Raw genomic sequence first — 22,990 nt, forward strand, 5'->3', positions numbered from 1 at the left:
TACGCCGCCTTCCTCACACCGTCATCACCCAGATTCCGCCATAGCTCACGTCATAGCCGTAGCGGATGTCGCGGTTTTCCAACCTATACCTAGATTCGTAGCCGAACGATTTCATCACCCGGCCGGTGTAATCGAGTGAGTGCTGGCTGATGTCGAAACCAATGCCCCGAATGCCCGGCTTGTTGTCCAGGGTGATCTTGGAATACATGCCACAGCCGACGCCGACTTCGAAGAATACGCCCTCATCCTCGATCCGCGGCAAGACGCAGTTCGTGAATCCGATCAGCGTGAAGTAATGCTGCGGCCAGACGTAGTGCGAGAACCAGAGACCCGGCAGATAGTTCTGAGTCATGTGGTCAGCGTTGTCGTACAACGCCGCGCGCACCTCCTCATAATTGGAGGCACGATATTTTCCGCTTCGCTCGAACATGACCTGATGACGCATGGAATCGTTCGCGAACTCGGCGTAGCAACCCAAGGCGTCTTTCAGTCGACCCGACAACGGACTGCCGATGTCACCATACATCCCCTCGATGGCCGGCACCGCTTCCTCGACCCAACGCGGCCCGAACCGCTTTTCTGCAGCAAGAAACGGGGTCGCGAGAACCGGATAATTTTCCTGCATCTCGTCACAAATGGCGGCCCATTTTTGCAGATTGTTCAACAAATTGACCTCGGCTTTCCACTGCGAAAGTACCACCGAAATCCCGTGGCAAACAAGCTGAACAGGAACATCGGCAATTCGCCCCAGACGCACCACCGGGCTGGCACTTCGCCGCTTCAACCCCGCAGAGCTGTGGTCTGAGCTCTAACTCTAGTTGGGCTTTGACTGCCATACCCGCTTCGTGGGAGCTATGGCGGAATCTGGGTGATGACGGTGTGAGGAAGGCGGCGTATCGAGGCGGGTGACGAGCCTGCCAGAACCTCTCGAGGAGAGCGATACGCCATGACCGAGACTACCAATGTTCTTGCTTTCCGTCAGCCGTCCGCGGTTGATGATCCACTGACCGATATCGTTCGTGCCGGCGCGCGGGACCTGCTTGCCAGGGCGATCGAGATCGAGGTTGGCGCGTTTCTGGCCAGCACGGCCAATCTGACGCTGCCCGACGGTCGAGCGCGCCTGGTCCGACATGGGCACGGTCCGGTGCGCGAGATTGCGACCGGCATCGGTCCGGTGGAGGTCGCTCGTCCCAAGGTCCGCGACCGCGGAGCGAGCGGGCCAGGCGACCGCCTCCGCTTCAGTTCGGCAATCCTGCCGCTATGGGCGCGGCGGACGAAGAGCCTGGATGCCTTGATCCCGGTCCTCTATTTGCGCGGCATCTCGACCGGCGACTTCCAGGAGGCGCTCTCGGCGCTGCTCGGCAAGGATGCGCCGAACCTGTCGCCTTCGGTGATCGCCGGCCTGAAGGCCGATTGGCAGGTCGAGTACGAACGCTGGCAGAGACGCGATCTGTCGGCGCGTCGCTATGTCTACATCTGGGCCGATGGCGTGTACCTGCAGGCCCGCATGGAAGATCACAGCGAATGCATGCTGGTGCTGATTGGCACCACGCCGGAAGGCAAGAAGGAGCTGATCGGCTTCCAGGTCGGCGTGCGCGAGAGCGCGCAGAGCTGGCGCGAACTCCTGATCGACCTGCGGCAACGCGGGTTACGGATTGCCCCGCAACTCGCCATCGGCGACGGCGCCCTCGGCTTCTGAAGGCACTGGACGAGGCCTTTCCCGGCACGCGGCACCAACGATGCTGGTGCCATAAAGTGAGCAACGTACTCGACAAGGTCGCCAAATCCGTGCAGGGCCCCATGAAGAACGACCTGCGGAACATCTATCTGGCCCCACACCGGGCCGAAGCTGAAACCGCGATCGACGTCTTCGTCGAGAAATACCACGTCAAATACGGACGTGCGGTGGAGTGCCTGATCAAGGATCGCCATGCGCTGCTCGCCTTCTTCGACTTCCCTGCTGAGCACTGGATCCACCTACGCAGCTCGAACCCGATCGAGAGCGTCTTCGCCACGGTGCGCCACCGAACGGTGCGGACCAAGGGATCGCTGTCGCAACAAACTGCGAAGCTGATGGTGTTCAAGCTCATCGACGCCGCATCGAAGACCTGGCGGCGATTGAAGAGCACGAACCAGTTGCCGAAAGTCATCGCCGGTGTAAAGTTCATCGACGGAATCGAAGTCATTCCGAACACTGAAAGCCACGCCGCCTGATCAGGCCGCGTCACCCAAAATCAGCCATAGCTCGCTTCGTGGCAATAGTCTGCAATGTCGGGCAACAGTTCGGCAATAATCAGCTATCGATTGCCATCATTGCGGCATACAGCGGACCAGCCACGAATGTTGACAGCATTTCACGTCGGCCAGACCCATCATCTGGGAATTCCGATCACCCGGGATGACCTGGCCCGATATGTCGCGCTGTCCGGCGACACTGCTCCTTTGCATGTTGACGCGGAGTTCGCAAAGGCCGCAGGCTTCGACGGCGTCGTCGTGCACGGGGCTTACCTAATGGCTTTGGTGTCACGCCTCGTCGGAACGGAATTTCCGGGCCCGCGATCGGTCCTTGAGCGAGCGGATATTGCCTTTCGCAAGCCATGCTACGCACCCTGTGACGTCACGCTGGCAGCGACGGTCAGGCAGGTCAGCGAGGCTGTCGCGACGATTGTACTTGATATCGCGATCACTGACGACAGCGGGACTGTTCTGGCATCGGGCAAGACCTGGCATCGCATTCTGGATGTGGGGTCGCTCAATGACGCGACCGATAGCGATTTACCAGTGACCGTCTAGCTCTAATCGGAACTCCCGGCGTATGGATTTGCTCAACTTGCCGCAGGCGTGGGAACTGGCCGATTTGCCGTTCCATCGGTTGATTTCGCTCGGCCGGCGCATCGAACGAAAGGACGGGCAGCCGAACTTGCGTATTGCGCTGCTCGGCGACGCGGCCACCCAACACTACGGGCAGGCACTCGCCGCAACCTTGAAGTTGAGGGGATGGTGGCCTGAGATATACGAGGCCGAGTTCGATATGATACGCCAGGAAATATTGAACCCGGCGAGCGAACTCTATCGCTTCGATCCGGAAGTGGTCATCCTGTTAACGGCAACTCAGGCGCTCTACCACCGTTTTGCGCGAAGTGCCGAAAAGGCCGCGTTCGCGGATAGTGTCAGCAGCGAGATCGTTGAACTGTGGAAGCGGGTTCGGTCGCGCAGTAACGCTATCCTGATTCAGCACAATTTCGTGGTGCCGCTCAATCGTCCGTTTGGCAATCGCACCGCGAGCGAGCGCGAGACTTTGACGTCCACCGTAACCCGGATAAATCAGAGCCTTCTCGACGCCGCTTCCGAGCAGGGCGTGAAGATCGTCGATACCGAATTTCAGGCCAGCTACCACGGCAAGCGCCATTGGCTCGACGAGCGACTCTGGTGCCAGGCGAAGCAGGCATTGTCCCCGTCCTTCATCCCTTCACTGGTCAAGAACGTCAGCGATACCATACTGGTGGAACGCGGCGCCGGCATCAAATGCGTGATCGTCGATCTCGACAATACGATGTGGGGAGGCATTCTGGCCGAGGACGGCGCGGACCGGCTCGAGATTGGGCAGACCGAACTCGGGCTTGCTTTCCAGCGCTTCCAGATCGCTCTGCTCGAACTGAAATCTCGCGGCGTCCTGCTCGCGGTCTGCAGCAAGAACGACCAGGCGAACGTAGCTGACGTCCTGAAAAATCATCCAGACATGATCTTGCGTTGGGATGATTTCGCGGCCGTCGTCGCCAATTTCGGCGACAAGGCCAGCAATATTCTCGCGATCCGGGAAAAGTTGAACCTCGGCCTCGACAGCTTCGTCTTCCTAGACGACACAGCTTTCGAGCGGTCGCTCATCCGAACGGCGTTTCCCGCGATGCAGGTACCGGAGTTGTCGACCGACCCCGCCGACTTCATCAGCGATCTGGCCCGCTGGAATTTGTTCGAAGGCCGGTCGGCGACGGCCGAGGATCTGGCCCGGCTCGCCTATTATCAAGCGGACGACCAGCGTCAGACGATCCGGGAGAAGTTCCACGGGCTGGACGACTTCATCGCCGAACTCGGGATGGAGGCGCACATCCTGCCGTTCGACAGCTACGCGCTGCCCCGTGTCCTTCAGCTTGTCCAGCGCAGCAACCAATTCAACCTCACGACCATCCGGCACAGCGAGGCCGATCTGCGCCAGCTTGCCGCTGATCGCGACGTCGCGGCTTTCTGCATCCGGCTCGCCGACCGGCTTGGCGACAACGGCATCATCGCAACGGTGATCTTTAGGAAGTCGGGCAGTGATGCCATCGTCGACACATGGATCATGAGCTGCCGCGTGCTCGGGCGCCGCGTCGAGGACCTGACGGTTCAGGTTATGGCCGAAAAAGCCAGGCAGCTGGGCTGCCACAGGCTGGTCGGGCGCTACATCCCGACTACAAAGAACGGCATCGTCGAAAATCTTTATCCGCAGCAAGGTTTCGCCGCGGCCGGCGAAGAAGGCACGACGCGCGTCTATTCGCTGGATCTTGGCCAATACCGTCGAGAGTCCATCCCGATCATCATTCACGAACCAGAGCCGCAAACATAATGAGCGATTTTGAAACACGCGTACAGAACGTCTTCCGCGAGGTGTTCGACAATCCGGACTTGAACATCTATCGTGAGATGCAGGCAAAGCATGTCGTGGGTTGGGATTCGCTGAATCACATCACCCTGATCATGACGCTCGAAGAGACCTTCAAGGTGAAATTCAGCACGCGCGAAGTGATGGGTTTCCAGAACGTCGGCGAGATGATGGACTGCTTGCGCGAGAAGCTCCCGACATAGCCAATGGCCTTCAGCGATCTGCGTTACCTGCTGGTTCTTGGAATTGTGACGCTGATCGTGCACGCCATTCCGCAGGGCGCGCCGCGCCTGCTCGCGACGACCTTCATCAGCCTGCTCTTCTATGTCAGCCTCAATCCTGGCACGTGGTACGTGCTGGTCGCAGTCGCCACGCTGGCCTATTTCTCCGGACTCGTCCTGTCTCGCGTGCCCGAGGGCCGGGCGCGGGGTATGCTGTTTGCGGCGCTCCTGACGGCGACCCTCCTGCCGCTGCTGTTCTTCAAGTACGCAGCAACCGCCTATCATCTGCTGCCACCCGACGGCGATCTGGCGGTCCGATGGTCGACGATGGCCAACATCATCCTGCCGATCGGCATCTCGTTCTATTCGTTTCTCGCAGCCGGATACGTCATTGACGTCTTTGTCGGAAGCCAGCCGGCCGAAAGGAACGCGATCCGATTCGGTGCAGTGATGTTCTTCTTCCCGCATCTGACCGCCGGTCCGATCGAGCGCGCGCGGCATTTGCTGCCGCAACTCGGAAATCTCGGCGTGTTCAACTACGAACGCGCGGTTACCGGCTTGCGCGCCATCCTCACCGGCCTGTTCCTCAAGATCGTCGTCGCCGATACGCTGGCACCTTATGTTGACGCCGTCTATTCGGCGCCCCGCAATCACGGGGCCGTCGACCTGGCGCTCGCCACCATCTATTTTTCATTTCAGGTCTACGCAGATTTTGCCGGCTACTCATTGATCGCGATCGGAAGTGCTCGCCTGCTGGGTATCGAACTCACGATCAATTTCATGCAACCCTGGCTTAGCCAGAATCTGCCCGACTACTGGCGGCGCTGGCACATCAGCCTGTCCTCCTGGTTTCGCGACTATGTTTTCATGCCATTGCAGTTCCAGGCGAGGCGTTGGGGGAAGTATGGTCTTGCTGGCGCACTGGTCTTTACGTTCGTTCTGGTCGGCATCTGGCACGGCGCCGGCTTCAACTTCGCCGTTTTCGGCTTGATCCACGGCGCCCTCGTCGCCTTTTCGACGCTCACCTTCGCCCGGCGCGATCGGTTCTGGCGATCCCGCGTTCCGCGTCCAGTGTTGCTGGTGCTGCGCGCCACGACGACGTTCCTCATCGTCACCCTGACGTTCATCCTGTTTCGCGCCAGCGGCCTGCGAGAAGCGCTTTGGATCTACAAGGCCCTCTTCACCGGAGCCGAGGGCGTCCGAACGGTCGCGCTGACGAAGCCTCTGATAGCAATCGCGGCAGTCATCGCATACGACCTCCTGGTCACATGGGCCAAGGACGCCAAGCCCTTCCCGGTCTGGCTCCGCTGGTCAGGCTACTACGCCGCCGTCGCATGCATCGTCTCCGCAATGATCCAGCACGTTTCACAAGCGTCTTCGAATGTCCAGCAGTTCATTTATTTCAAGTTCTAGCCCGTCCTATTCGTGAGAGTGCGGCTTTTGGGCCCGATTGATGCGGCCGCACATCTTGTCTGACGAGGCGCACAGGATTGCCTTCGGCTTTTCGCCGCCTGACGACCGGTACTTTGCAACGCGCTTGAGGGATGGGTTGGGCGAACGGGGGCGGACGCCCCGCCGGTCAAGGACCGAGCGGCAGCAGCGCGCCGGGCAAGCCGCAGATCAGGTCGGCTTCGGGACATGCCGCGGCAAACGCAAGGCGAATGCGGCTCGTGGTCTCGACGACACGGGCGGCGATTTTCAAGAGCCGAAGACGCAGCGTCGCGAACTCGGCAGCGGCCAATTCCCGGGCTTTGGGAATGGCGTCGCGCACGGTCAGCATCAGCCAATAAGCGGCCGTATGGAGCACGAGACGGACCTGGTTGGCGAGCGCCGAACGGCAGCTGGTGCGATCGGAGGCGAGCTGCGTCTTATGCAGCTTGATCAGATTCTCGGCTTGGCCGCGCGCGCAATACAGGCTGTCGTAGATCCACTCGGCCGAGCCGACATCGAGGCTGGTGACGACGAAGCGGATGTCGAGGCCGAGCATCGTCGCCTCAATACGGGCGACAGTGCGCCGTTCGCGATCCCAGGACTTTGCCTTGTGGCGCGTCTCGGTATAGCCACGCAGAACCGGCAGGTTCTCGATGGCGCGTCGCGTGCGGATGTCGTCGGCGACCTCGTCGACTTTTCTGGCGAGAGGCTTGGTGCCGGACAGACCGAAGATGTAGTCGATGCCGTTGGTCTCGCACCACGCCATTGCCTCCGGCCGGGCATAGTGCCCGTCGCCACGGAACGTAATTTGCGTGTTGTGCCATCGCGTCCGGATATGCCGTACCAGGCGGCGCAGATGGGCACGCACCTCGACGCCGCCCGGCGTCTTGCCGGGCCGCAGCACGACGGCCACGGGCCGGCTCTTCTCCGTGTCGTAGACGTGGATCGGCAGGAAGCAGCGTTCGTCATAATGAGCGTTGAACAGCGAGAGCTGCTGATGGCCGTGGACGACGTCGCAGGTATCATCGATGTCGAGCGTGACGGATGCCGGCTCGCGCGGGTAGCTATCCATCCATGCGTCGACCAAAGTGTAGGTCAGCCGGATCACGTCGCGCAGGCGCGGAGCATTCTCCAGCCGCGACAGCGTCGGCTGGGAACACAAATCCCGGCCCGTGTCCGGTAGGCGACCGCAGGCCAGTTTGAATGCCGGATCGGACCTCAGATGATCGAGGTCGTCGGCGTCCTCGTAGCCGCAGCAGATCGCGAACATGCGAGCGCGGAACATATCGACCAGGCTGTGCACGACCCGCGTCGGATCGCGCCGATCCGGGAACACCCGGGCCAGATTGTTGGCCAAACCGAGACGCCGCTCGGCCATCGCCAGAAGCATCACGCCCCCGTTCGAGGTTAGGCGCCCACCATCGAAGGCAGCTGTGACTTTCTTGGCGTGAACGGCTGGAAACGAGAAGGGCGGAATCGTATCGTCGGTCATGGCGGGCGTGGCGTTCGCGGTTGGAGGTGATGGGGTTGGCTTCGCAACCGAATCCTACGCCGCATCAGCGCTTTACCCCTCAGGCGCACTCTTACGAATAAGACGGGTTAAGTTGAAGAAAGATTGAGTGACTCCCGATCATTTCTGTGCCGAAACGTGGAGTCGCGGTCGTGCCGCGTCCAAAGAAACCGGCGCGAGCGGCCTATTAGACGCGGTAGGTGCTCAGCCTCCGAAACGAGACTATCAAGCATGAAGAGATCGAGCGCGAGGCAGAGGTTTTATTTGTGTTGAATTCTTGCTTCTCGATAGTGGTCTGAAATCGTATCATCGGTCATGGCGGGCGTGGCGTTCGCGGTTGAAGGTGATGGGGTGGCTTCGCAACCGAATCCTACGCCGCATCAGCGCTTTACACCACGCTCGCCAGCCTCTCAGGCGCCCTCTCGCGAATAAGACGGGCTAGCCCGTTCACCGGCACTCACCCGGCCAGACGATTCCTCCTGCGGCTGGGCATGTTTCTGCTGCCCCTGGCGATGATCGCAGTTCCTGGACTCGGAATCCCCTTCTGTGCGGCGAACTGCTGCCCGTGAGCACCGTCGCGTGGCTGCAGGCCCATGGAGCGTCATTCGTCTACCTTCCCAAGCTGTCGGATCATTCATACCGGCTGAAGGTCGATGCGGTTCTCCAGAGAAAACCGGAGGCGGTGGCGATGGGATCCTCACGCGCAAATCAGTGGCGTAGCGCCATGTTTCATCCCACAAGGTTTTATAATGCTGCGAACGCGGTTTTTGTGGTCCGTGACTTCGCTCGCATGCTCGAGGAATTCGGCGACTTCAGCCCCCGCGTTATTATTTTCTCGATCGACTATTTCCCCTTCGTTCCCGCATTCGAGACAACCTACTCATCTCAATCCCGCAGCGAAATGGGCGGCTGGGCGACACCTGAACAGATCGGCATTATTCTCGGCGTATTCGAGGATCTGGTGCGCACCCGCAGATTTCCCTGGCCCTCTTACAATGGCACCCCCGCATTGGGTTTGTCGGCGATACGGACCGGCTCTGGATTTCGTCTTGACGGATCCTACAATTACGGATCTCGCACGTTCGACGACGGAACGGACAGCGTTTCTGCAATCGAGGCAGGAAAGCAATGGCCTCTCGTTCCCGCCCAGCGTCTCGACAGCTCTATTCTCCGGGACTTCGAACGCTTCACCGAGTTGGCAAGACAGAAAAGTATCGCGCTGGTCGGAGTGACCATGCCTTACATTCCCAAGGTGCGCGACGCCTTAGAGCGATCATCACACTACGGGGCGTGGCGACAGTTCCGATCGGCAGAAACGCAGGAATGGATCCGAAACCAGGGCGTGCTCTATTTTGACTTCAGCAGACTGGAGAGTTTCGGTGGCCGGCCGGATGAATTTGCCGATCCCTACCATCCGAGCGAACCGGCTTACATTAGGATGCTGCTTTCGATGCTAACCGACGAGAGATTTCGCGCCCTGTTTCCAGACATCGATGCTCACGACCTTCAGGAAAGACTGAAACACGCTACTCGGCTAGCCCGTCTTATTCGTAAGAGTGCGCCTGAGGGCTGGCGAGCGTGGTGTAAAGCGCTGATGCGGCGTAGGATTCGGTTGCGAAGCCACCCCATCACCTTCAACCGCGAACGCCACGCCCGCCATGACCGACGATACGATTCCGCCCTTCTCGTTTCCAGCCGTTCACGCCAAGAAAGTCACAGCTGCCTTCGATGGCGGTCGCCTGACCTCGAACGGGGGCGTGATGCTTCTGGCGATGGCCGAGCGGCGTCTCGGCTTGGCCGACAATCTGGCCCGGGTGTTCCCGGATCGGCGCGATCCGACGCGGGTCGTGCACAGCCTTGTCGATATGTTCCGCGCGCGCATGTTCGCGATCTGCTGCGGCTACGAGGACGCCGACGACCTCGATCATCTGCGGTCCGATCCCGCATTCAAGCTGGCCTGCGGACGGCTGCCGGACACGGGCCGCGATCTGTGTTCCCAACCGACGCTGTCGCGGCTGGAGAATGCTCCGCGCCTGCGCGACGTGATCCGACTGACCTACATTTTGGTCGACGCATGGATGGATAGCTACCCGCGCGAGCCGGCATCCGTCACGCTCGACATCGATGATACCTGCGATGTCGTCCACGGCCATCAGCAGCTCTCGCTGTTCAACGCTCATTATGACGAACGCTGCTTCCTGCCGATCCACGTCTACGACACGGAGAAGAGCCGTCCCGTGGCGGTCGTGCTGAGGCCCGGCAAGACGCCGGGCGGCGTCGAGGTGCGTGCCCTTCTGCGCCGCCTGGTACGGCATATCCGCACGCGGTGGCACAACACGCGAATTACGTTCCGTGGCGACGGGCACTATGCCCGGCCGGAGGCCATGGCGTGGTGCGAGACCAACGGCATCGACTACATCTTCGGTCTGTCCGGCACCAAGCCTCTCGCCAGAAAAGTCGACGAGGTCGCCGACGACATCCGCACCCGACGCGCCATCGAGAACCTGCCGGTTCTGCGTGGCTATACCGAGACGCGCCACAAGGCAAAGTCCTGGGATCGCGAACGGCGCACCGTCGCCCGTATTGAGGCGACGATGCTCGGCCTCGACATCCGTTTCGTCGTCACCAGCCTCGATGTCGGCTCGGCCGAGTGGATCTACGACAGCCTGTATTGCGCGCGCGGCCAAGCCGAGAATCTGATCAAGCTGCATAAGACGCAGCTCGCCTCCGACCGCACCAGCTGCCGTTCGGCGCTCGCCAACCAGGTCCGTCTCGTGCTCCATACGGCCGCTTATTGGCTGATGCTGACCGTGCGCGACGCCATTCCCAAAGTCCGGGAATTGGCCGCTGCCGAGTTCGCGACGCTGCGTCTTCGGCTCTTGAAAATCGCCGCCCGTGTCGTCGAGACCACGAGCCGCATTCGCCTTGCGTTTGCCGCGGCATGTCCCGAAGCCGACCTGATCTGCGGCTTGCCCGGCGCGCTGCTGCCGCTCGGTCCTTGACCGGCGGGGCGTCCGCCCCCGTTCGCCCAACCCATCCCTCAAGCGCGTTGCAAAGTACCGGTCGTCAGGCGGCGAAAAGCCGAAGGCAATCCTGTGCGCCTCGTCAGACAAGATGTGCGGCCGCATCAATCGGGCCCAAAAGCCGCACTCTCACGAATAGGACGGGCTAGAGGCCTATCGAGACAAGTGGCCCGCGAACTAACGCCCCGGACGCAGTTCCAGGCTTTCGAGTCCGGCGGCGATGTTGAGGCCGACCTGGCCCTGCACGCTGAGCGGCTGGAGCGCGATCGAGTTGTTGGAGCCGCCGACCAGCACGTTGCCGCCAAGTCCGACACCGACCGAGGCGCTGCCCTGCGCGCCGGCGTAATTGCCGGAGAGGTCGCCGGGGCCGAGCCGGTCGACCGGTGCGAACACGCCCCAGGCCAGGGCCGTCTCCTGGGTGATGCCGATGTCGAGGCCGACCTTGCGGATGGTCGCGACGTAGCGGTCCTCGGGCAAGCCGTCGGCGCGCAGCACACAGCCGAGATGGGTTACCGATCCCACGATGAAGCCGACACTGGCGCCGCCGCGGCACTCGAGCACGCCGACCCGCGTCATCCGCTGCTGCGCGCCACCGGTCGCGACGGAGGCAAGGAGGCTGGCGGCGGTGAGCCCTGCGAGGAGGAATGAACGGCGCATGAATGTCTCCGGCGATGATGTGATGCGAGCAGAGAGAGCGCCCCACCCGTGTTGCGTGATGGTCTATGCCACAACAGCCGTGGTGGTGCCAGATCGCGCACGAGGATAAACGTGCAAACAATTAAAAAGGCCCGCCAGAGGCGGGCCTTTTCGATGTCTTGTCGCGGCAGAGCCTCAGCGCAGATTGCCACAGAAGCGCTGGATGCGTTTGCAGGCGTCTTCGAGGTCCGAGGTCTTGGTCGCGTAGGAGATGCGGAACGCAGGTCCCAGGCCGAAGGCCGAACCCTGCACCACGGCGACGCCTTCGGTCTCCAGGAGCTCCGTGACGAACTGCTCGTCGTTGGAGATCACATTGCCCGACGGCGCTTTCTTGCCGATGGTGCCGGCGCAGGACGGATAGACGTAGAACGCGCCTTCGGGGCGCGGGCACTCGATGCCGCTCGCCTGGTTGAGCATGGAGACGACGAGGTCACGCCGCTCCTTGAAGACCTTGTTGTTGGCGGGAATGAACTCCTGCGGACCGTTCAGCGCCTCGACCGATGCCCACTGCGCGATCGAGCACGGGTTCGAGGTCGATTGCGACTGGATCGTCGCCATCGCCTTGATGAGATGCGCCGGACCGCCGGCATAGCCGATACGCCAGCCGGTCATGCAATAGGCCTTGGAGACGCCGTTCACGGTGAGCGTGCGGTCGTAGAGACCAGGCTCGACCTGCGCGACGGTGGTGAACTGGAAGTCGTCGTAGACGAGATGCTCGTACATGTCGTCGGTCATCACCCAGACATGCGGATGCTTCACCAGCACGTCGGTGAGTGCTTTCAGTTCCGAACGCGTATAGGCGGCTCCCGTCGGGTTCGACGGCGAGCACAGGATGACCCATTTGGTCTTCGGCGTGATCGCGCGCTCGAGCGCCTCTGCCTGGAGCTTGAAGCCGGTCGCCGCGGTGCAGACCACCGGCACCGGCTCGCCGCCGGCGAGCGCGACCATCTCGGGATAGCTGACCCAATAGGGCGCGGGAATGATCACCTCGTCGCCCGGATTGATGGTCGCCATCAGCGCGTTGTAGAGCACCTGCTTGCCGCCGGTGCCGACGATGATCTGGTTCGGCTTGTAGGCGACGCCGTTCTCGCGCTGAAACTTGGCGATGATGGCTTCCTTCAGCTCGGGGATGCCGTCCACCGCGGTGTACTTGGTCTTGCCGGCCTCGATGGCGTGGATCGCCGCCAGCTTGATGTTGGCGGGCGTGTCGAAGTCGGGCTCGCCGGCGCCGAGGCCGATGACGTTGCGGCCAGCCGCCTTCAGCGCGCGTGCTTTATCCGTGACCGCGATGGTCGCGGACGGCTTCACACGGTCGAGCGCAGCGGCAAGGAAGGACATCATCATCTCCTGGCGAGCGTCGTGAAGCCTGTCGCCTCACGACTCCAATTGTGGGAATGAGCCACCCTAAAACGTGCGCCGCTGCGCCGCAAGAAACTTCGGCCCGATCTCGAAAAAGATTGCCGATTTCCGGCGTTTCAGAGCGCCCCGACCGCAATGTTCCGTAACTTTGCCGGCCAAATTCCTCATATCCGGCAAGGCCTGTCCTCGGAGCAATTTTGCATGCCCGGGACTTGTCCCGCCCAGTCACGTACTTCTTGCCATGTGGCAACACGTGAATGGCCGGGACAAGCCCGGGCCATGACGATGCGGAGGCATCAGTCCGTCTCCGATCGTCGATATGATCCCTACCTACTTGATCATCTCGCCGAGCAATGCCCGCGTTGACGCAAGCGTGAGCTGAATTGCATGCTCGCGCGGAAATGATCTTCCGCAACGTTGCAGTGCGGCAGGGTTTTCGAGTTTTTCTATTGGCCGGCTCTTGCGGCGGATTCGCATCGGCATCATTGTTTAGCCGCCTCGCGGGGGCAACGATCGCCGCGTCTTCACGTCCTCGGATTCGAACTGCAGAATGTACAAGCTCTATTCGATGCAACGCTCGGGCAACAGCTACAAGGTCCGCCTTGCGCTGGCGCTGCTCAACCTGCCTTATGAAGCGGTGGAGGTGGACATCCTGCGCGGCGAGAGCCGCACGCCGGACTTTCTCAGCAAGAACCCGTCGGGACAGGTGCCGCTGCTCGAGGTCGGCGAGGGCCGCTATCTCGCCGAGTCCAATGCCATCCTCTGGTACGTCGCCGTCGGCACGCCGCTCGCGCCGGAAAACCGCATCGATCGCGCCGAGGCGCTGCAATGGATGTTCTTCGAGCAGCACGCGCTCGAGCCGAACATCGGCGCCGCCTATTTCTGGCTGTCGCTGGTCAAGGGTGGCCGCGATCTCCAGACCCATTCGCTGGAGGACTGGATGGAGCGCGGCTATGGCGCGCTCCAGGTGATGGAGAACCATCTCAAGACCAACACCTATTTCGCCGCGCGCCAGCTCACCGTCGCCGACATCGCGCTGTACGGCTACACCCACCTCGCCGACCGCTGCGACTTCGATCTTTCCACCTTCCCGGCGATCCGGGACTGGCTCGAGCGCGTCGAAGCCGCGCCCGGCTTCGTGACCATGGACTGGCGCCCGGCGGACATCGACGACCCCGCCAGCATCGCGGCGGGCGCCTGACGGCGCCACGCCCGGGCGAATAGCGGGCACAAGGGCCCCCTTTGCCGCAATCTCGCCATTTTTGGCGCGATAGCCGCCGCAATATTGCCGGTTGAAACTGGGAAATTCCGGAAAGTCGCGGGTGATTCGCTCGCGTGTTGAAGGATTTAGACCATGATGCGGGCGTCCGGCACGGCAGGCTTTCAGAGCCCATCCGCTACCGTCGCGTCTTCCCGGCTCACCCATGCGGTCGCGGCCTCGCTCGCCGTCGCCGCGCTCTCGCTGTGCCTGATCGTCACCCTGACGGTGCTGTCGACCAAGGCGACCATGGCGATGGGCCTGCCGGTCTGATTCCCGTTTCATCCTGGACCTGCCTTCAGGGCGCCGTGCGGCCCGCGCCGACCGGCATCGCGACAGGACGTCGATGAAATCACCTGTGGTAGTCGTTGCAATCACCTTGACCGCGGCCATCCTGGTCGCGGCGTCGCTGTTGATCATCGTCGGCACGCGCAAGGGCGTAGGGACGTCGACGCTGAATGCGCCCGCACTGCAACAGCGCGTCAAGCACGCGCACATGGTCTAAAATCATCGGAAAGCTTGAGGGGTGCACGCAAGCGCGCCTTAAGCACGCCGCACGAAACCGCATCGCAGTCACGCAACAATCAGTCAGTGTTGCGGCCTGACCTCGTTCGTGAGGAGCGAGACTGGTCCATGCGGTTCGGATGGCGCGCGATCTCCGGTCCGGCGCTGACGGCAGCGGCCCTGCTGCTGGCAATGCTGTTCGATCGCCTTTTCCCTACCCCCTCGCCCGCGCCGCTGTTGGTCTGCATCGTGGCTCTCGCCGGCGCGCTCGCGGGTCTCGCCTCCGCCATGACGACCGCCGTTGTCGCAGTGATCGGCGCGGCGCTGTTCTTCCTCAACCGCCACGGCGTTTCCGGCTATGGCGCCGCCGATCTGGTCCGGCTCGGTCTCCTGACCGTCACGGCTGTCGGCACCGCCGGCATCACCGGCCTGATGCGCGAGCGGCTGCTCGGCACGGTCGCGGCCGAGCGCCGGAGCCACGCCACGGCCGCGCGGCTGTCGGCCGCGCTCGACCAGGTCGATATCGGCATCGTGCTGCTCGATGCCGAGACCCGGGCCGAGTTCATCAACCGCGCGTTCCGCGATTATTTTGCGGTGCCGGACGTGATCGCCGAAAGCAAGCCACCCTTCATAGAGCTGGCCCCGCAAATTCGGACAGTAGCTTGAGTGGATTTTCTGCCTGACAGCGGCGAGGATTCTTGCTGCGAATCAGGAGCGAAGATGACGAAGAAGAGCCGCCGGACGCATTCTCCGGCATTCAAGGCGAAGGTTGCTTTGGCTGCGGTCAAAGGCGACAAGACACTGGCGGAGCTGGCGCAACTGTTTGATGTTCATCCGAACCAGATCACGATCTGGAAAAACCAGCTCCTGGAAGGCGCCGCCGGCGTGTTTGGGCATGACAAGACATCGGCCGAGACGCCGGTCGATTTGAAGGCGTTACATGCCAAGATCGGCGAGCTGGCGTTGGAAAACGATTTTTTGTCCGGCGCGCTCACCAAGGCGGGCCTGCTGAGCGCAAAGCGATGATCGACCGCGGTCATGATCTTTCTATCGTGCGCCAGGCGAAGGTCCTGAAGCTGGCTCGCAGCACGGTCTACTATGAACCTCGGCCAGTTTCGGCCGAGGACCTTGCCTTGATGCGTCGGCTCGATGAGCTGCATCTCGATTATCCCTTCGCGGGAGCGCGTATGCTGCGATCGTTGCTGCGGCGGGAGGGCGTATACGCCGGTCGCCGCCACATCGCGACGCTGATGAAGCGCATGGGGATCGAGGCGGTCTATCGTCGCCCGAACACGAGCAAGCCGGCTCCGGGTCACAAGATCTACCCGTACCTGTTGCGCGGATTGAAGATCGAGCGGCCCGACCATGCGTGGGCAATGGACATCACCTACATTCCGATGCGGCGTGGCTTCGTCTATCTCGCGGCGGTCGTCGATGTGTTCAGCCGACGGGTCCTGGCCCATCGCGTCTCGATCACAATGGAGGCGGCCTTCTGCGTCGAAGCGGTCCAGGAGGCGTTGGCGAAGCACGGCAGGCCCGAGATTTTCAACACGGATCAGGGCAGCCAGTTCACCAGCCTCGAGTTCACCGATGTGCTGCTGGACGCGAAGATCGCCATCAGCATGGACGGCAAGGGCGCCTGGCGCGACAACGTGTTTGTCGAGCGGCTCTGGCGCACGGTCAAATACGAAGAAGTATATCTCCGCGCCTACGACAGCGTGTCCGAGGCGCGAGCGTCAATTGCCAAGTATCTGGCCTTCTACAATCAGGGACGCCCTCACTCGAGCCTTGACGGGCGCACGCCCGACGAGGCTTACTTCGGCACGCAAGCTATGGTGATGGCCGCATGACCGTCGCCGACGGTTTTGTCGTCGCTCTGGTCGGGCTACGCCCTCCCGACGCAACGACAAAACCGTAAAGCCCCGCGTTCAGCATAACCCGGCAGGAATCCACTTAAATCCAGCGGGGCGCTGTCCAAACAACCGGGGCCAGCTCTCAAACCGCAAGCTGACCCGCTACCTGCGCGTCGCGGAGTGATGCAACGGCGCGATTGATCGGCAGTGCGACCATCACGTATGAAGGACGCTTCATCGATCGCGGGAATTTCACATGTCGCTCACCATTCGCGCCGTGACCAGGCAGGATTACGATCAATGGCTGCCGCTGTGGGACGGCTACAACGCCTTCTACGGCCGCTCGGGCCCGACCGCCCTGTCGCCCGAGATTACGAAGATGACGTGGCAGCGCTTCTTCGATGCCTATGAGCCGATGCATGCGCTGGTGGCCGAGGACGACGGCCGCCTGCTCGGGCTGACGCATTATCTGTTTCATCGCAGCACCACCGCGATCGAGCCGTCCTGCTATTTGCAGGACCTGTTCACGCTCGAATCCGCGCGCGGCAAGGGCGTCGCCTCGGCGCTGATCCATGGCGTCTATGAGCGGGCAAAGCTCGCGGGATCGCCGCGCGTGTACTGGCAGACGCACGAGACCAATCTGACGGCGCAGCGCCTGTACGACAAGGTCGCGGAGCGGTCCGGCTTCATCGTCTATCGCAAGATCTTCTGAGTCCTGCGCCCTGGACCCCTGTGGATAACTCCGCCTGTCACCCGCGCGTAACACAGCGAGACTAGGCTGCACCTGCGTCTGGTCAGGCCCCCCGTCACCGATCAAGCGCCCCAAAGCGGTCCCCGTCAGTCGCCGCGTCTGACAGGGGCCGCATTTTTTTGTCCGGGATCGTCTGCATGGCAGCAGCGCAGGCATCGGCTTGCTGATGCGGCGCACGGTGGTCACAATGCGCCGCTGCTCATCTGACGGGATCTCCCATGGAAATTCGCAATCTCGGCGCCTCCGGCCTTCGCGTGTCTGCGGTCGGCCTCGGCTGCAACAATTTCGGCCAGCGCACGGATCTGGAGACCTCGCGCAAGGTGATCCATCGCGCGCTCGATCTCGGCATCACGCTGTTCGACACCGCCGACATCTATGCCGGGATGGGCGGCTCGGAGACGGTGCTCGGCACCGTGCTCGGCGACCGCCGCAAGGACATCGTGCTCGCCACCAAATATGCCAAGCCGATGGCGACCGACGGCACCAGGCAGGGCGCCTCGCGCCGCTACATCATGGATGCGGTCGAGGCGAGCCTGAGGCGGCTCAAGACCGACTACATCGACCTCTACCAGCAGCACGATTACGATCCGCTGACGCCGATGGAGGAGACGTTGCGTGCGCTCGACGATCTCATCCGGCAAGGCAAGGTGCGCTACATCGGCAACTCCAACTTCCCGGCCTGGCGGATCGCGGAAGCCGAGTTCACCGCGCGCGCGATGAATGTCAGCCGCTTCGTCTCCTGCCAGGACGAATATTCACTGCTGGTTCGCGACATCGAGAAGGACCTGCTGCCGGCTGCGCAAGCGTACAGGCTCGGCCTGCTGCCGTTCTTCCCGCTCGCGAGCGGCCTGCTGACGGGTAAGTATCAGCGCGGCGCGGCGGCCCCCGCCGACACGCGCTTTGCCAAGGCGCCGGCGCTACGCGACCGTTACGTCACGCCGCGCAACGAGGACATGGTCGAGAAGCTCCAGGCCTTCGCCAAGGCGCACGGCCGCTCGATGCTGGAGCTCGCCTTTTCCTGGCTCGCCGCGCGCCCGCAGGTGTCGAGCGTGATCGCAGGCGCCACGCGCGTCGAGCAGATCGAGGAGAACGTGAAGGCGATCGCCTGGAAACTCAGCGTGGATGAGATGGCGGAGATCGACGAGATCACTCTGGGCTGAGCTCTGCGGCGCGCTACTTCGCGCCGCGCTCGACCGTCTGCACTACCTCGAAGCCCTCGAACTGGGGATGGCCGAGATAAAGCGGCTTGTTGTCTCCCGCCTTGTGATGCGCCGCGCGAAACGCCTCCGACTTGGTCCAGGCCTCGAACGCGGCGTGGTTCGCCCACACGGTGTGGGAGGCGTAGAGCGTGTGGTCCTCGAGCTCGGGGCCCCTCAGCAGATGGAATTCGACGAAGCCCGGCACCTTGTCGAGATGGGTGTCGCGCGAAAGCCAGACCTGCTCGAAAGCAGCCTCGGAGCCCTTGGCGACGCGGAAGCGGTTCATGGCGATGTACATTGGGTGGTCTCTCCTGATGCTCGGCCCATCATGTCGTCATTCCGGGACGCGCCGCAAGGCGCTGGCCCGGAATCCATTTCGCCACGGAACAAGTCGATGAATGGATTCCGGGGTTCGCGCTCCGCGCGCCCCGGAATGACGGCCTAAGCCACCAGCCCCTTCATTGGCCTTGCGCTTGCGCTATCCGGAAACACCGTCTCCGCCAGCACGTGATCGGACAGGCCGAACCGGTCCTGTAGCACGCCCTTGATCACCGAACGCAGATCCGTGGTGGGCTTGAGGTCGCGGCCCTCATACAGGTTCGCGAGCTTGAGGCCAGGCCAGTCGGCGATGACGCGGCCGCCTTTCACCGCGCCGCCGGCGAGCAGCGCGATCGTTCCCGTGCCGTGATCGGTGCCGTCGGTGCCGTTGATGCGCGCGGTGCGGCCGAACTCGGTGGCGACGACGACGACGGTCTCGCGCCAGCGATCCCCCAGGCCGCTTTCGAACTCGGCGAGCGCGCCGTCGAGGCCGCCGAGCAGGAAGGCGAGACGCCCCACAGGGCCACCTTCATTGGCATGCGTGTCCCAGCCGTCGAAGGCGAGCGCGGCGATGCGCGGGCCGTCATCGGCCGCCATCAGCTTCGCCGCGCCGCGCGCGACCTGCCGCATCTGCGCGACGGCGTTGCCGCCCTTCGCCTTCATATCTTCGCCGGCTGCGACCTTGTCGAGCTGGAGGCCTTGCGACAACGCCGAGGCCAGTGCGGGATCGCGGTGACGGTAGAGCTCCATGAGGCGCATCGCAGTGTCGTCATCCGCCTGCGGCAGCGCCACCGGCGCCCAGCCGACGGTGGGCGCGTTGCCACGCAGCACCAGCGGCGTGGTCGGCCCGACGGCGAGACCGCTCGACACGCGCTCGCCGCGCGGCAGTGCTTCCAGCGCGCGGTTGAGCCAGCCGGACTGCACGCGGCCCGGGCCGGCATAGCCGCTTTCGAGCACGTCCTGGCCGTCGAAATGCGAGCGGTCGCGGTAGGGCGTCGCCACCGCGTGGATCACCGCAGCATGCCTGTCGCGATACATGCGCGCAAATTCCGGCATCGCCGGATGCAGCGCGAAGAAGGAATCGAGCATGATCGCAGGATTCGCACCATCGGCGGTGAGCGTGATCGAGCCGTGCAGGCCGGCATAGTCGGGGTCGCCGATCGGCCCGACGGTCGAGAGACCGTCGAGCGCGCCGCGCAGGATCACCACGATCAATCGCGGATCGCGCCCATCGGCGGCGCGGGCGAATTTCGGCAGGTAAGCCCAGGCTGCAAAGGAGGCGCCGCCGAGCAGCAGGCCGCGGCGCGAGGTGAGGCGCCGGTTCTCGACGCAGTCGATCATCTTCATCTCCTCTGCATTTCCGGCGACATCAACAGCAGCGCCAGCGCCTGCTGTCGCGACTCCGCGCGCTCGATGCTCCGCCGCGTCTCGGTCGAGGCTGCATCGGCGGCTGCGAACTCCAGGAGGTCGAGCGGATCGATGTTGTTGCCGAGCCGCGCGCCGATCTGCGCGGCGATGTCCAGCCTGAGCTTGATGCCTTCAGGCGCGGCCCAGGCGGCATTGGTGTCGGGAAAGCCGTTGGGACCGGGCGGCGACCATAGCGGCTGACCGAGCAGGTTGAGGCCGTTGAGATAGCGGCTCGGGTCCTCCGGCACCTGCGCGAGCAGCCGGCCGCTCGCGACCAGGAAATCGTAAGGCGCGCGCATCTTGGTCAGCGGCGCCTTCCACGCTTCATCGGAATCGACCAGCGCCATGGCAAGCGCCTTGAGATCGCCGTCGGACTTGACGAAGACGTCGCGCAGGCGCGCAACCAGCGCCGGCGGCGGATCATCTGCGACGAAGTGACGAACGAATTTGGTGGCGATGAAATTCGCGGTCGACGGATGCCGCGCGAGGTCGGCGAGCGCGGCTTCGCCCTGTGCGAGCCCGGTGGCCTCGTAGCTCCTGCCGAGCAGGACTTGCGGCCCGGGCTGATGCGCATTGACGTTGAAGACGAAGGAGCCGGGGGACCCTAGCTGCCCCTGCCGGCCGGCAAAGGTCCAGCCGGTGATGATGCGCGCGAGCGAGGTGACGTCGCCTTGCGTGTAGCCGCCGCCGACGCCGAGCGTATGCAGCTCCATGATCTCGCGCGCGAGATTTTCGTTCAGCCCGCGCTTGCGATTCTGCCCGGCGCGCGAATCCGGTCCGAGCGATTGCTGGTTGTCGAGAAAGAACAGCATCGCGGGATGCTGCTCGACCGCCCTCAGCATGTCGGCGAAGCGCCCGAGCACGTGTGGCCTGATCGCCTCGCGCTCGAACGCACCGGCCCAGATCCGTGTCAGCTCGCCCTTGCTGGCGGAGATGCAGAAATGGTTGGACCAGAACGCGACGAGGCGTTCGGTGAAGCCGCACTCGGCCAGCGTCGCGCGCTGCAACCGCGCCAGCGCCTCGGCGCGAAACGTCTTCTGGATCACGTTGAGCGGCTGCGGCGCGGGCTTTGCGGCCGGCGGTGCCGCCGCGTTGGGCTGCATGGCGTCCGACTTTGCCGCATTGTCCACAGGCTTCGCATCCGCCATCTGGCCGGCGATCTCCGTCGCCGCCGCGTTCAGCGAGGGATTGCGGCGGAGCCCGGCGTTTCGTTCAGTCGGCGCGGCCGGCGGCGTCTCAGCGGGCGCGGCGGCCTTCGCCGCCTCGCGCGCCTGCTTGACCTGGTCCTGATAGGCAAAGACGGCCTGCCCGAGTTGCGGCGTCGATTGCAGTCCCGGCGCTTCCAGCAGCACGCCGTTGGGACGCGCAAGCTCGGCCTTCACGAAGCCGCGCGGGTCGGAGCTTGCGTTGATGAGATCGCCCGACGCGCCGCCGCGGGCGCCGAAGCCAAAGCGGTTGAGCGCGACGAGGGCAGCTTGCGTATCGCGGGCCATCGATCTGTCCTTCGCGCGTCGGAGCCGCTTTCCTGATACGTGCGCGGCGCGTAATATACCGCAGCGACAGATGAACCCGACATGAAAATGACGGCGAAGCTTCGGCGTAGATCATGGCAAATCCGAAAGAATCCGCGTTGCAGGAACCACGCCGCCTCGCCTGCTCCCGCTGCGGCACCGAGTTCGGCTGCGACCTCTCGGGCACCTGCTGGTGCGCGGAGGAGACGGCAAAACTGCCGATGCCGCTCGAGGGCGAGGATTGCTTGTGCCGGGAGTGTTTGCGCAAGGCGGCGGCGGCGAGCGCTGCTCGTTAGATGCGAGAGCGCGCGACACACGCCAGTGTCGTCCCCGCGCACGCGGGGACCCATAACCCCAGGGAGAAGTTTGGCGAAGACTGGACGTTCGGGACGAATATCATCAGCAACCGATAGATCACGCGGTATGGGTCCCCGCGCCCCGTGCGCAATTGCGCACTAGGCGGGGACGACAGTGGAAAGAGTGTGCCCTACGCCGCAAACCCCGGCGATGTCCGCGCCATGCCGTCGAACGCATCCAGCAGTCTTTCGCGCCAGCCATAGACCGGATCGTCCGCCTCCAGCAGCTTGAACGGGCTGACCACGCGCGCCCATTGAAAACCGCCGAACACGATGTAGTCGGCGTAGTTCGGCGCGTTGCCACCGAGATAGGGCTGTTTCTTCAAGGCCTGCCGCATCACCTCCAGCGACTTGCGGAACGCGACGACGCCGGTGTCGCGGCTCGCCATGACCTCTTCCAGGCTCTTGCCGCCGAAGCGCGCCTCACGCGACTTGCGGAAATAGACGGCGTCGACCTCGGCAAGGTTGTTCGGGATGTCAGCGACGATCAGCGGAAAGATGCCGCCGACGATGGCGATGTCGCCGAAGGCATTGATCATGCGCGCCATGGCGCGGCCGCCCTCGCCGCCGAACAACGACGGACGATCCGGAAAATTGTCCTCCAGATAATTCGCGATGGTCCAGGAATCGACCACGGGCTTGTCGTCGTGCAACAGCACCGGCACCTTCTCCGAGCCGTGGGGCGCGATCGCACTCTTCTCGGTGAAGCGCCAGGGCAGTGACTCCGCCGACAGCCCCTTGTGCGCCAGCGCCATCCGCGTGCGCCAGCAATACGGGCTGAAGGGACGAGAGGCGTCGGTGCCAACGAGTTCGTAGAGCTTGAGTGACATGGGCTGGCAGCCTCCTTATGCTCCGTCATTGCGCGGAGCTCTTGCGCCGAAGCAATCCAGACTGTCGCCGCGGACGCATTCTGGATTGCTTCGCTGGCGCTCGCAATGACGATGTGGAGGCAGA

At 63.1% G+C, this 22,990-nt stretch carries 20 protein-coding genes and 2 pseudogenes; 14 read left to right on the forward strand and 8 right to left on the reverse strand.

What is annotated here, in order from left to right; all coding sequences use genetic code 11:
* Positions 1-13 precede the first annotated feature (13 nt).
* Positions 14-760 (reverse strand): hypothetical protein, encoded by a 747-nt coding sequence (locus ABIF91_RS10350; protein ID WP_424579143.1) that lies wholly within the window; start codon positions 758-760, stop codon positions 14-16.
* A 186-nt stretch (positions 761-946) separates the two neighbouring features.
* Here ABIF91_RS10350 and ABIF91_RS10355 point away from each other — a divergent pair.
* The 5 genes and pseudogenes from ABIF91_RS10355 to ABIF91_RS10375 all read left to right on the forward strand — a co-directional run bounded on the left by ABIF91_RS10355 (position 947) and on the right by ABIF91_RS10375 (position 6,273).
* Positions 947-2,214, forward strand: a pseudogene (locus ABIF91_RS10355) (IS256 family transposase).
* 126 nt (positions 2,215-2,340) lie between these two features.
* The gene (locus ABIF91_RS10360) at positions 2,341-2,793 is read left to right on the forward strand and encodes a MaoC/PaaZ C-terminal domain-containing protein (RefSeq protein ID WP_284277832.1); all 453 of its coding nucleotides are present in this window, start codon (positions 2,341-2,343) and stop codon (positions 2,791-2,793) included.
* Between the two features lie 22 nt (positions 2,794-2,815).
* Positions 2,816-4,603, forward strand: a complete 1,788-nt coding sequence (locus ABIF91_RS10365; RefSeq protein ID WP_424579144.1) for an HAD-IIIC family phosphatase — start codon at positions 2,816-2,818, stop codon at positions 4,601-4,603.
* Positions 4,603-4,842 (forward strand): acyl carrier protein, encoded by a 240-nt coding sequence (locus tag ABIF91_RS10370; RefSeq protein WP_028182120.1) that lies wholly within the window; start codon positions 4,603-4,605, stop codon positions 4,840-4,842. Before ABIF91_RS10365 ends, ABIF91_RS10370 begins: the two co-directional genes overlap by 1 nt.
* Positions 4,843-4,845: 3 nt before the next feature.
* Positions 4,846-6,273 carry an MBOAT family O-acyltransferase gene (locus ABIF91_RS10375; RefSeq protein ID WP_050995250.1) on the forward strand — a complete coding sequence of 476 codons (1,428 nt, stop codon included), beginning with the start codon at positions 4,846-4,848 and terminating at the stop codon, positions 6,271-6,273.
* Positions 6,274-6,439: 166 nt separating this feature from the next.
* Here ABIF91_RS10375 and ABIF91_RS10380 read toward each other — a convergent pair whose 3' ends face one another.
* Positions 6,440-7,783 carry an IS1380-like element ISBdi2 family transposase gene (locus ABIF91_RS10380; protein ID WP_208086440.1) on the reverse strand — a complete coding sequence of 448 codons (1,344 nt, stop codon included), beginning with the start codon at positions 7,781-7,783 and terminating at the stop codon, positions 6,440-6,442.
* A 1,676-nt stretch (positions 7,784-9,459) separates the two neighbouring features.
* Between ABIF91_RS10380 and ABIF91_RS10385 the strand changes: the two genes are divergently transcribed.
* Positions 9,460-10,803, forward strand: a complete 1,344-nt coding sequence (locus tag ABIF91_RS10385) for an IS1380-like element ISBdi2 family transposase (RefSeq protein WP_424578699.1) — start codon at positions 9,460-9,462, stop codon at positions 10,801-10,803.
* Positions 10,804-11,001: 198 nt separating this feature from the next.
* Here the strand turns inward: ABIF91_RS10385 and ABIF91_RS10390 are convergent, their stop codons facing one another.
* Positions 11,002-11,481 carry a DUF992 domain-containing protein gene (locus tag ABIF91_RS10390; protein ID WP_028176679.1) on the reverse strand — a complete coding sequence of 160 codons (480 nt, stop codon included), beginning with the start codon at positions 11,479-11,481 and terminating at the stop codon, positions 11,002-11,004.
* A 174-nt stretch (positions 11,482-11,655) separates the two neighbouring features.
* A complete protein-coding gene (locus ABIF91_RS10395) occupies positions 11,656-12,858 on the reverse strand; it encodes a pyridoxal phosphate-dependent aminotransferase (RefSeq protein ID WP_028176678.1) in 1,203 nt (400 codons plus the stop codon).
* A gap of 571 nt (positions 12,859-13,429) precedes the next feature.
* On the opposite strand from ABIF91_RS10395, the gene ABIF91_RS10400 reads away from it, so the two are divergent.
* The 7 genes and pseudogenes from ABIF91_RS10400 to ABIF91_RS10430 all read left to right on the forward strand — a co-directional run bounded on the left by ABIF91_RS10400 (position 13,430) and on the right by ABIF91_RS10430 (position 18,405).
* Positions 13,430-14,080, forward strand: a complete 651-nt coding sequence (locus ABIF91_RS10400) for a glutathione S-transferase family protein (protein WP_028176677.1) — start codon at positions 13,430-13,432, stop codon at positions 14,078-14,080.
* A gap of 153 nt (positions 14,081-14,233) precedes the next feature.
* Positions 14,234-14,410, forward strand: coding sequence for a hypothetical protein (locus ABIF91_RS10405; RefSeq protein WP_162832045.1), 177 nt, complete (start codon positions 14,234-14,236; stop codon positions 14,408-14,410).
* 73 nt (positions 14,411-14,483) lie between these two features.
* On the forward strand, positions 14,484-14,642 hold the full coding sequence (locus ABIF91_RS10410; RefSeq protein WP_035672192.1) for a hypothetical protein: 159 nt from the start codon (positions 14,484-14,486) through the stop codon (positions 14,640-14,642).
* A 128-nt stretch (positions 14,643-14,770) separates the two neighbouring features.
* Positions 14,771-15,280: pseudogene (locus ABIF91_RS10415) on the forward strand (DUF4118 domain-containing protein); the annotation flags it as partial.
* 81 nt (positions 15,281-15,361) lie between these two features.
* Positions 15,362-16,491, forward strand: a protein-coding gene (locus ABIF91_RS10420; RefSeq protein ID WP_086023025.1) for an IS3-like element ISRj2 family transposase whose coding sequence is annotated in 2 segments (ribosomal slippage) — positions 15,362-15,614 and positions 15,614-16,491 — 1,131 coding nt in all. Because the reading frame shifts where the segments join, the coding sequence is not laid out codon by codon here.
* Between the two features lie 259 nt (positions 16,492-16,750).
* A complete protein-coding gene (locus tag ABIF91_RS10425) occupies positions 16,751-17,206 on the forward strand; it encodes a GNAT family N-acetyltransferase (protein ID WP_028176675.1) in 456 nt (151 codons plus the stop codon).
* A 257-nt stretch (positions 17,207-17,463) separates the two neighbouring features.
* Positions 17,464-18,405, forward strand: coding sequence for an aldo/keto reductase (locus tag ABIF91_RS10430; RefSeq protein WP_284278727.1), 942 nt, complete (start codon positions 17,464-17,466; stop codon positions 18,403-18,405).
* 13 nt (positions 18,406-18,418) lie between these two features.
* On the opposite strand, the gene ABIF91_RS10435 is transcribed toward ABIF91_RS10430, so the two are convergent.
* From ABIF91_RS10435 to ABIF91_RS10445, 3 genes are all read right to left on the reverse strand, one after another.
* Positions 18,419-18,742 (reverse strand): antibiotic biosynthesis monooxygenase family protein, encoded by a 324-nt coding sequence (locus ABIF91_RS10435; RefSeq protein ID WP_028176673.1) that lies wholly within the window; start codon positions 18,740-18,742, stop codon positions 18,419-18,421.
* Positions 18,743-18,885: 143 nt separating this feature from the next.
* On the reverse strand, positions 18,886-20,103 hold the full coding sequence (locus ABIF91_RS10440; protein WP_028176672.1) for a DUF1501 domain-containing protein: 1,218 nt from the start codon (positions 20,101-20,103) through the stop codon (positions 18,886-18,888).
* A gap of 2 nt (positions 20,104-20,105) precedes the next feature.
* Positions 20,106-21,662, reverse strand: a complete 1,557-nt coding sequence (locus ABIF91_RS10445; RefSeq protein WP_035672202.1) for a DUF1800 domain-containing protein — start codon at positions 21,660-21,662, stop codon at positions 20,106-20,108.
* 113 nt (positions 21,663-21,775) lie between these two features.
* Between ABIF91_RS10445 and ABIF91_RS10450 the strand changes: the two genes are divergently transcribed.
* Complete coding sequence (locus tag ABIF91_RS10450) at positions 21,776-21,976, forward strand: cysteine-rich CWC family protein (protein WP_035672205.1); 201 nt, start codon at positions 21,776-21,778, stop codon at positions 21,974-21,976.
* 191 nt (positions 21,977-22,167) lie between these two features.
* Here ABIF91_RS10450 and ABIF91_RS10455 read toward each other — a convergent pair whose 3' ends face one another.
* Positions 22,168-22,866: a glutathione S-transferase family protein gene (locus tag ABIF91_RS10455; protein ID WP_028176670.1), complete on the reverse strand. Its 699-nt coding sequence runs from the start codon at positions 22,864-22,866 to the stop codon at positions 22,168-22,170.
* Positions 22,867-22,990 lie beyond the last annotated feature (124 nt).

The sequence above is a fragment of the Bradyrhizobium sp. USDA 241 genome, from assembly GCF_049739505.1.
Classification (GTDB): Bacteria; Pseudomonadota; Alphaproteobacteria; order Rhizobiales; family Xanthobacteraceae; genus Bradyrhizobium; species Bradyrhizobium liaoningense.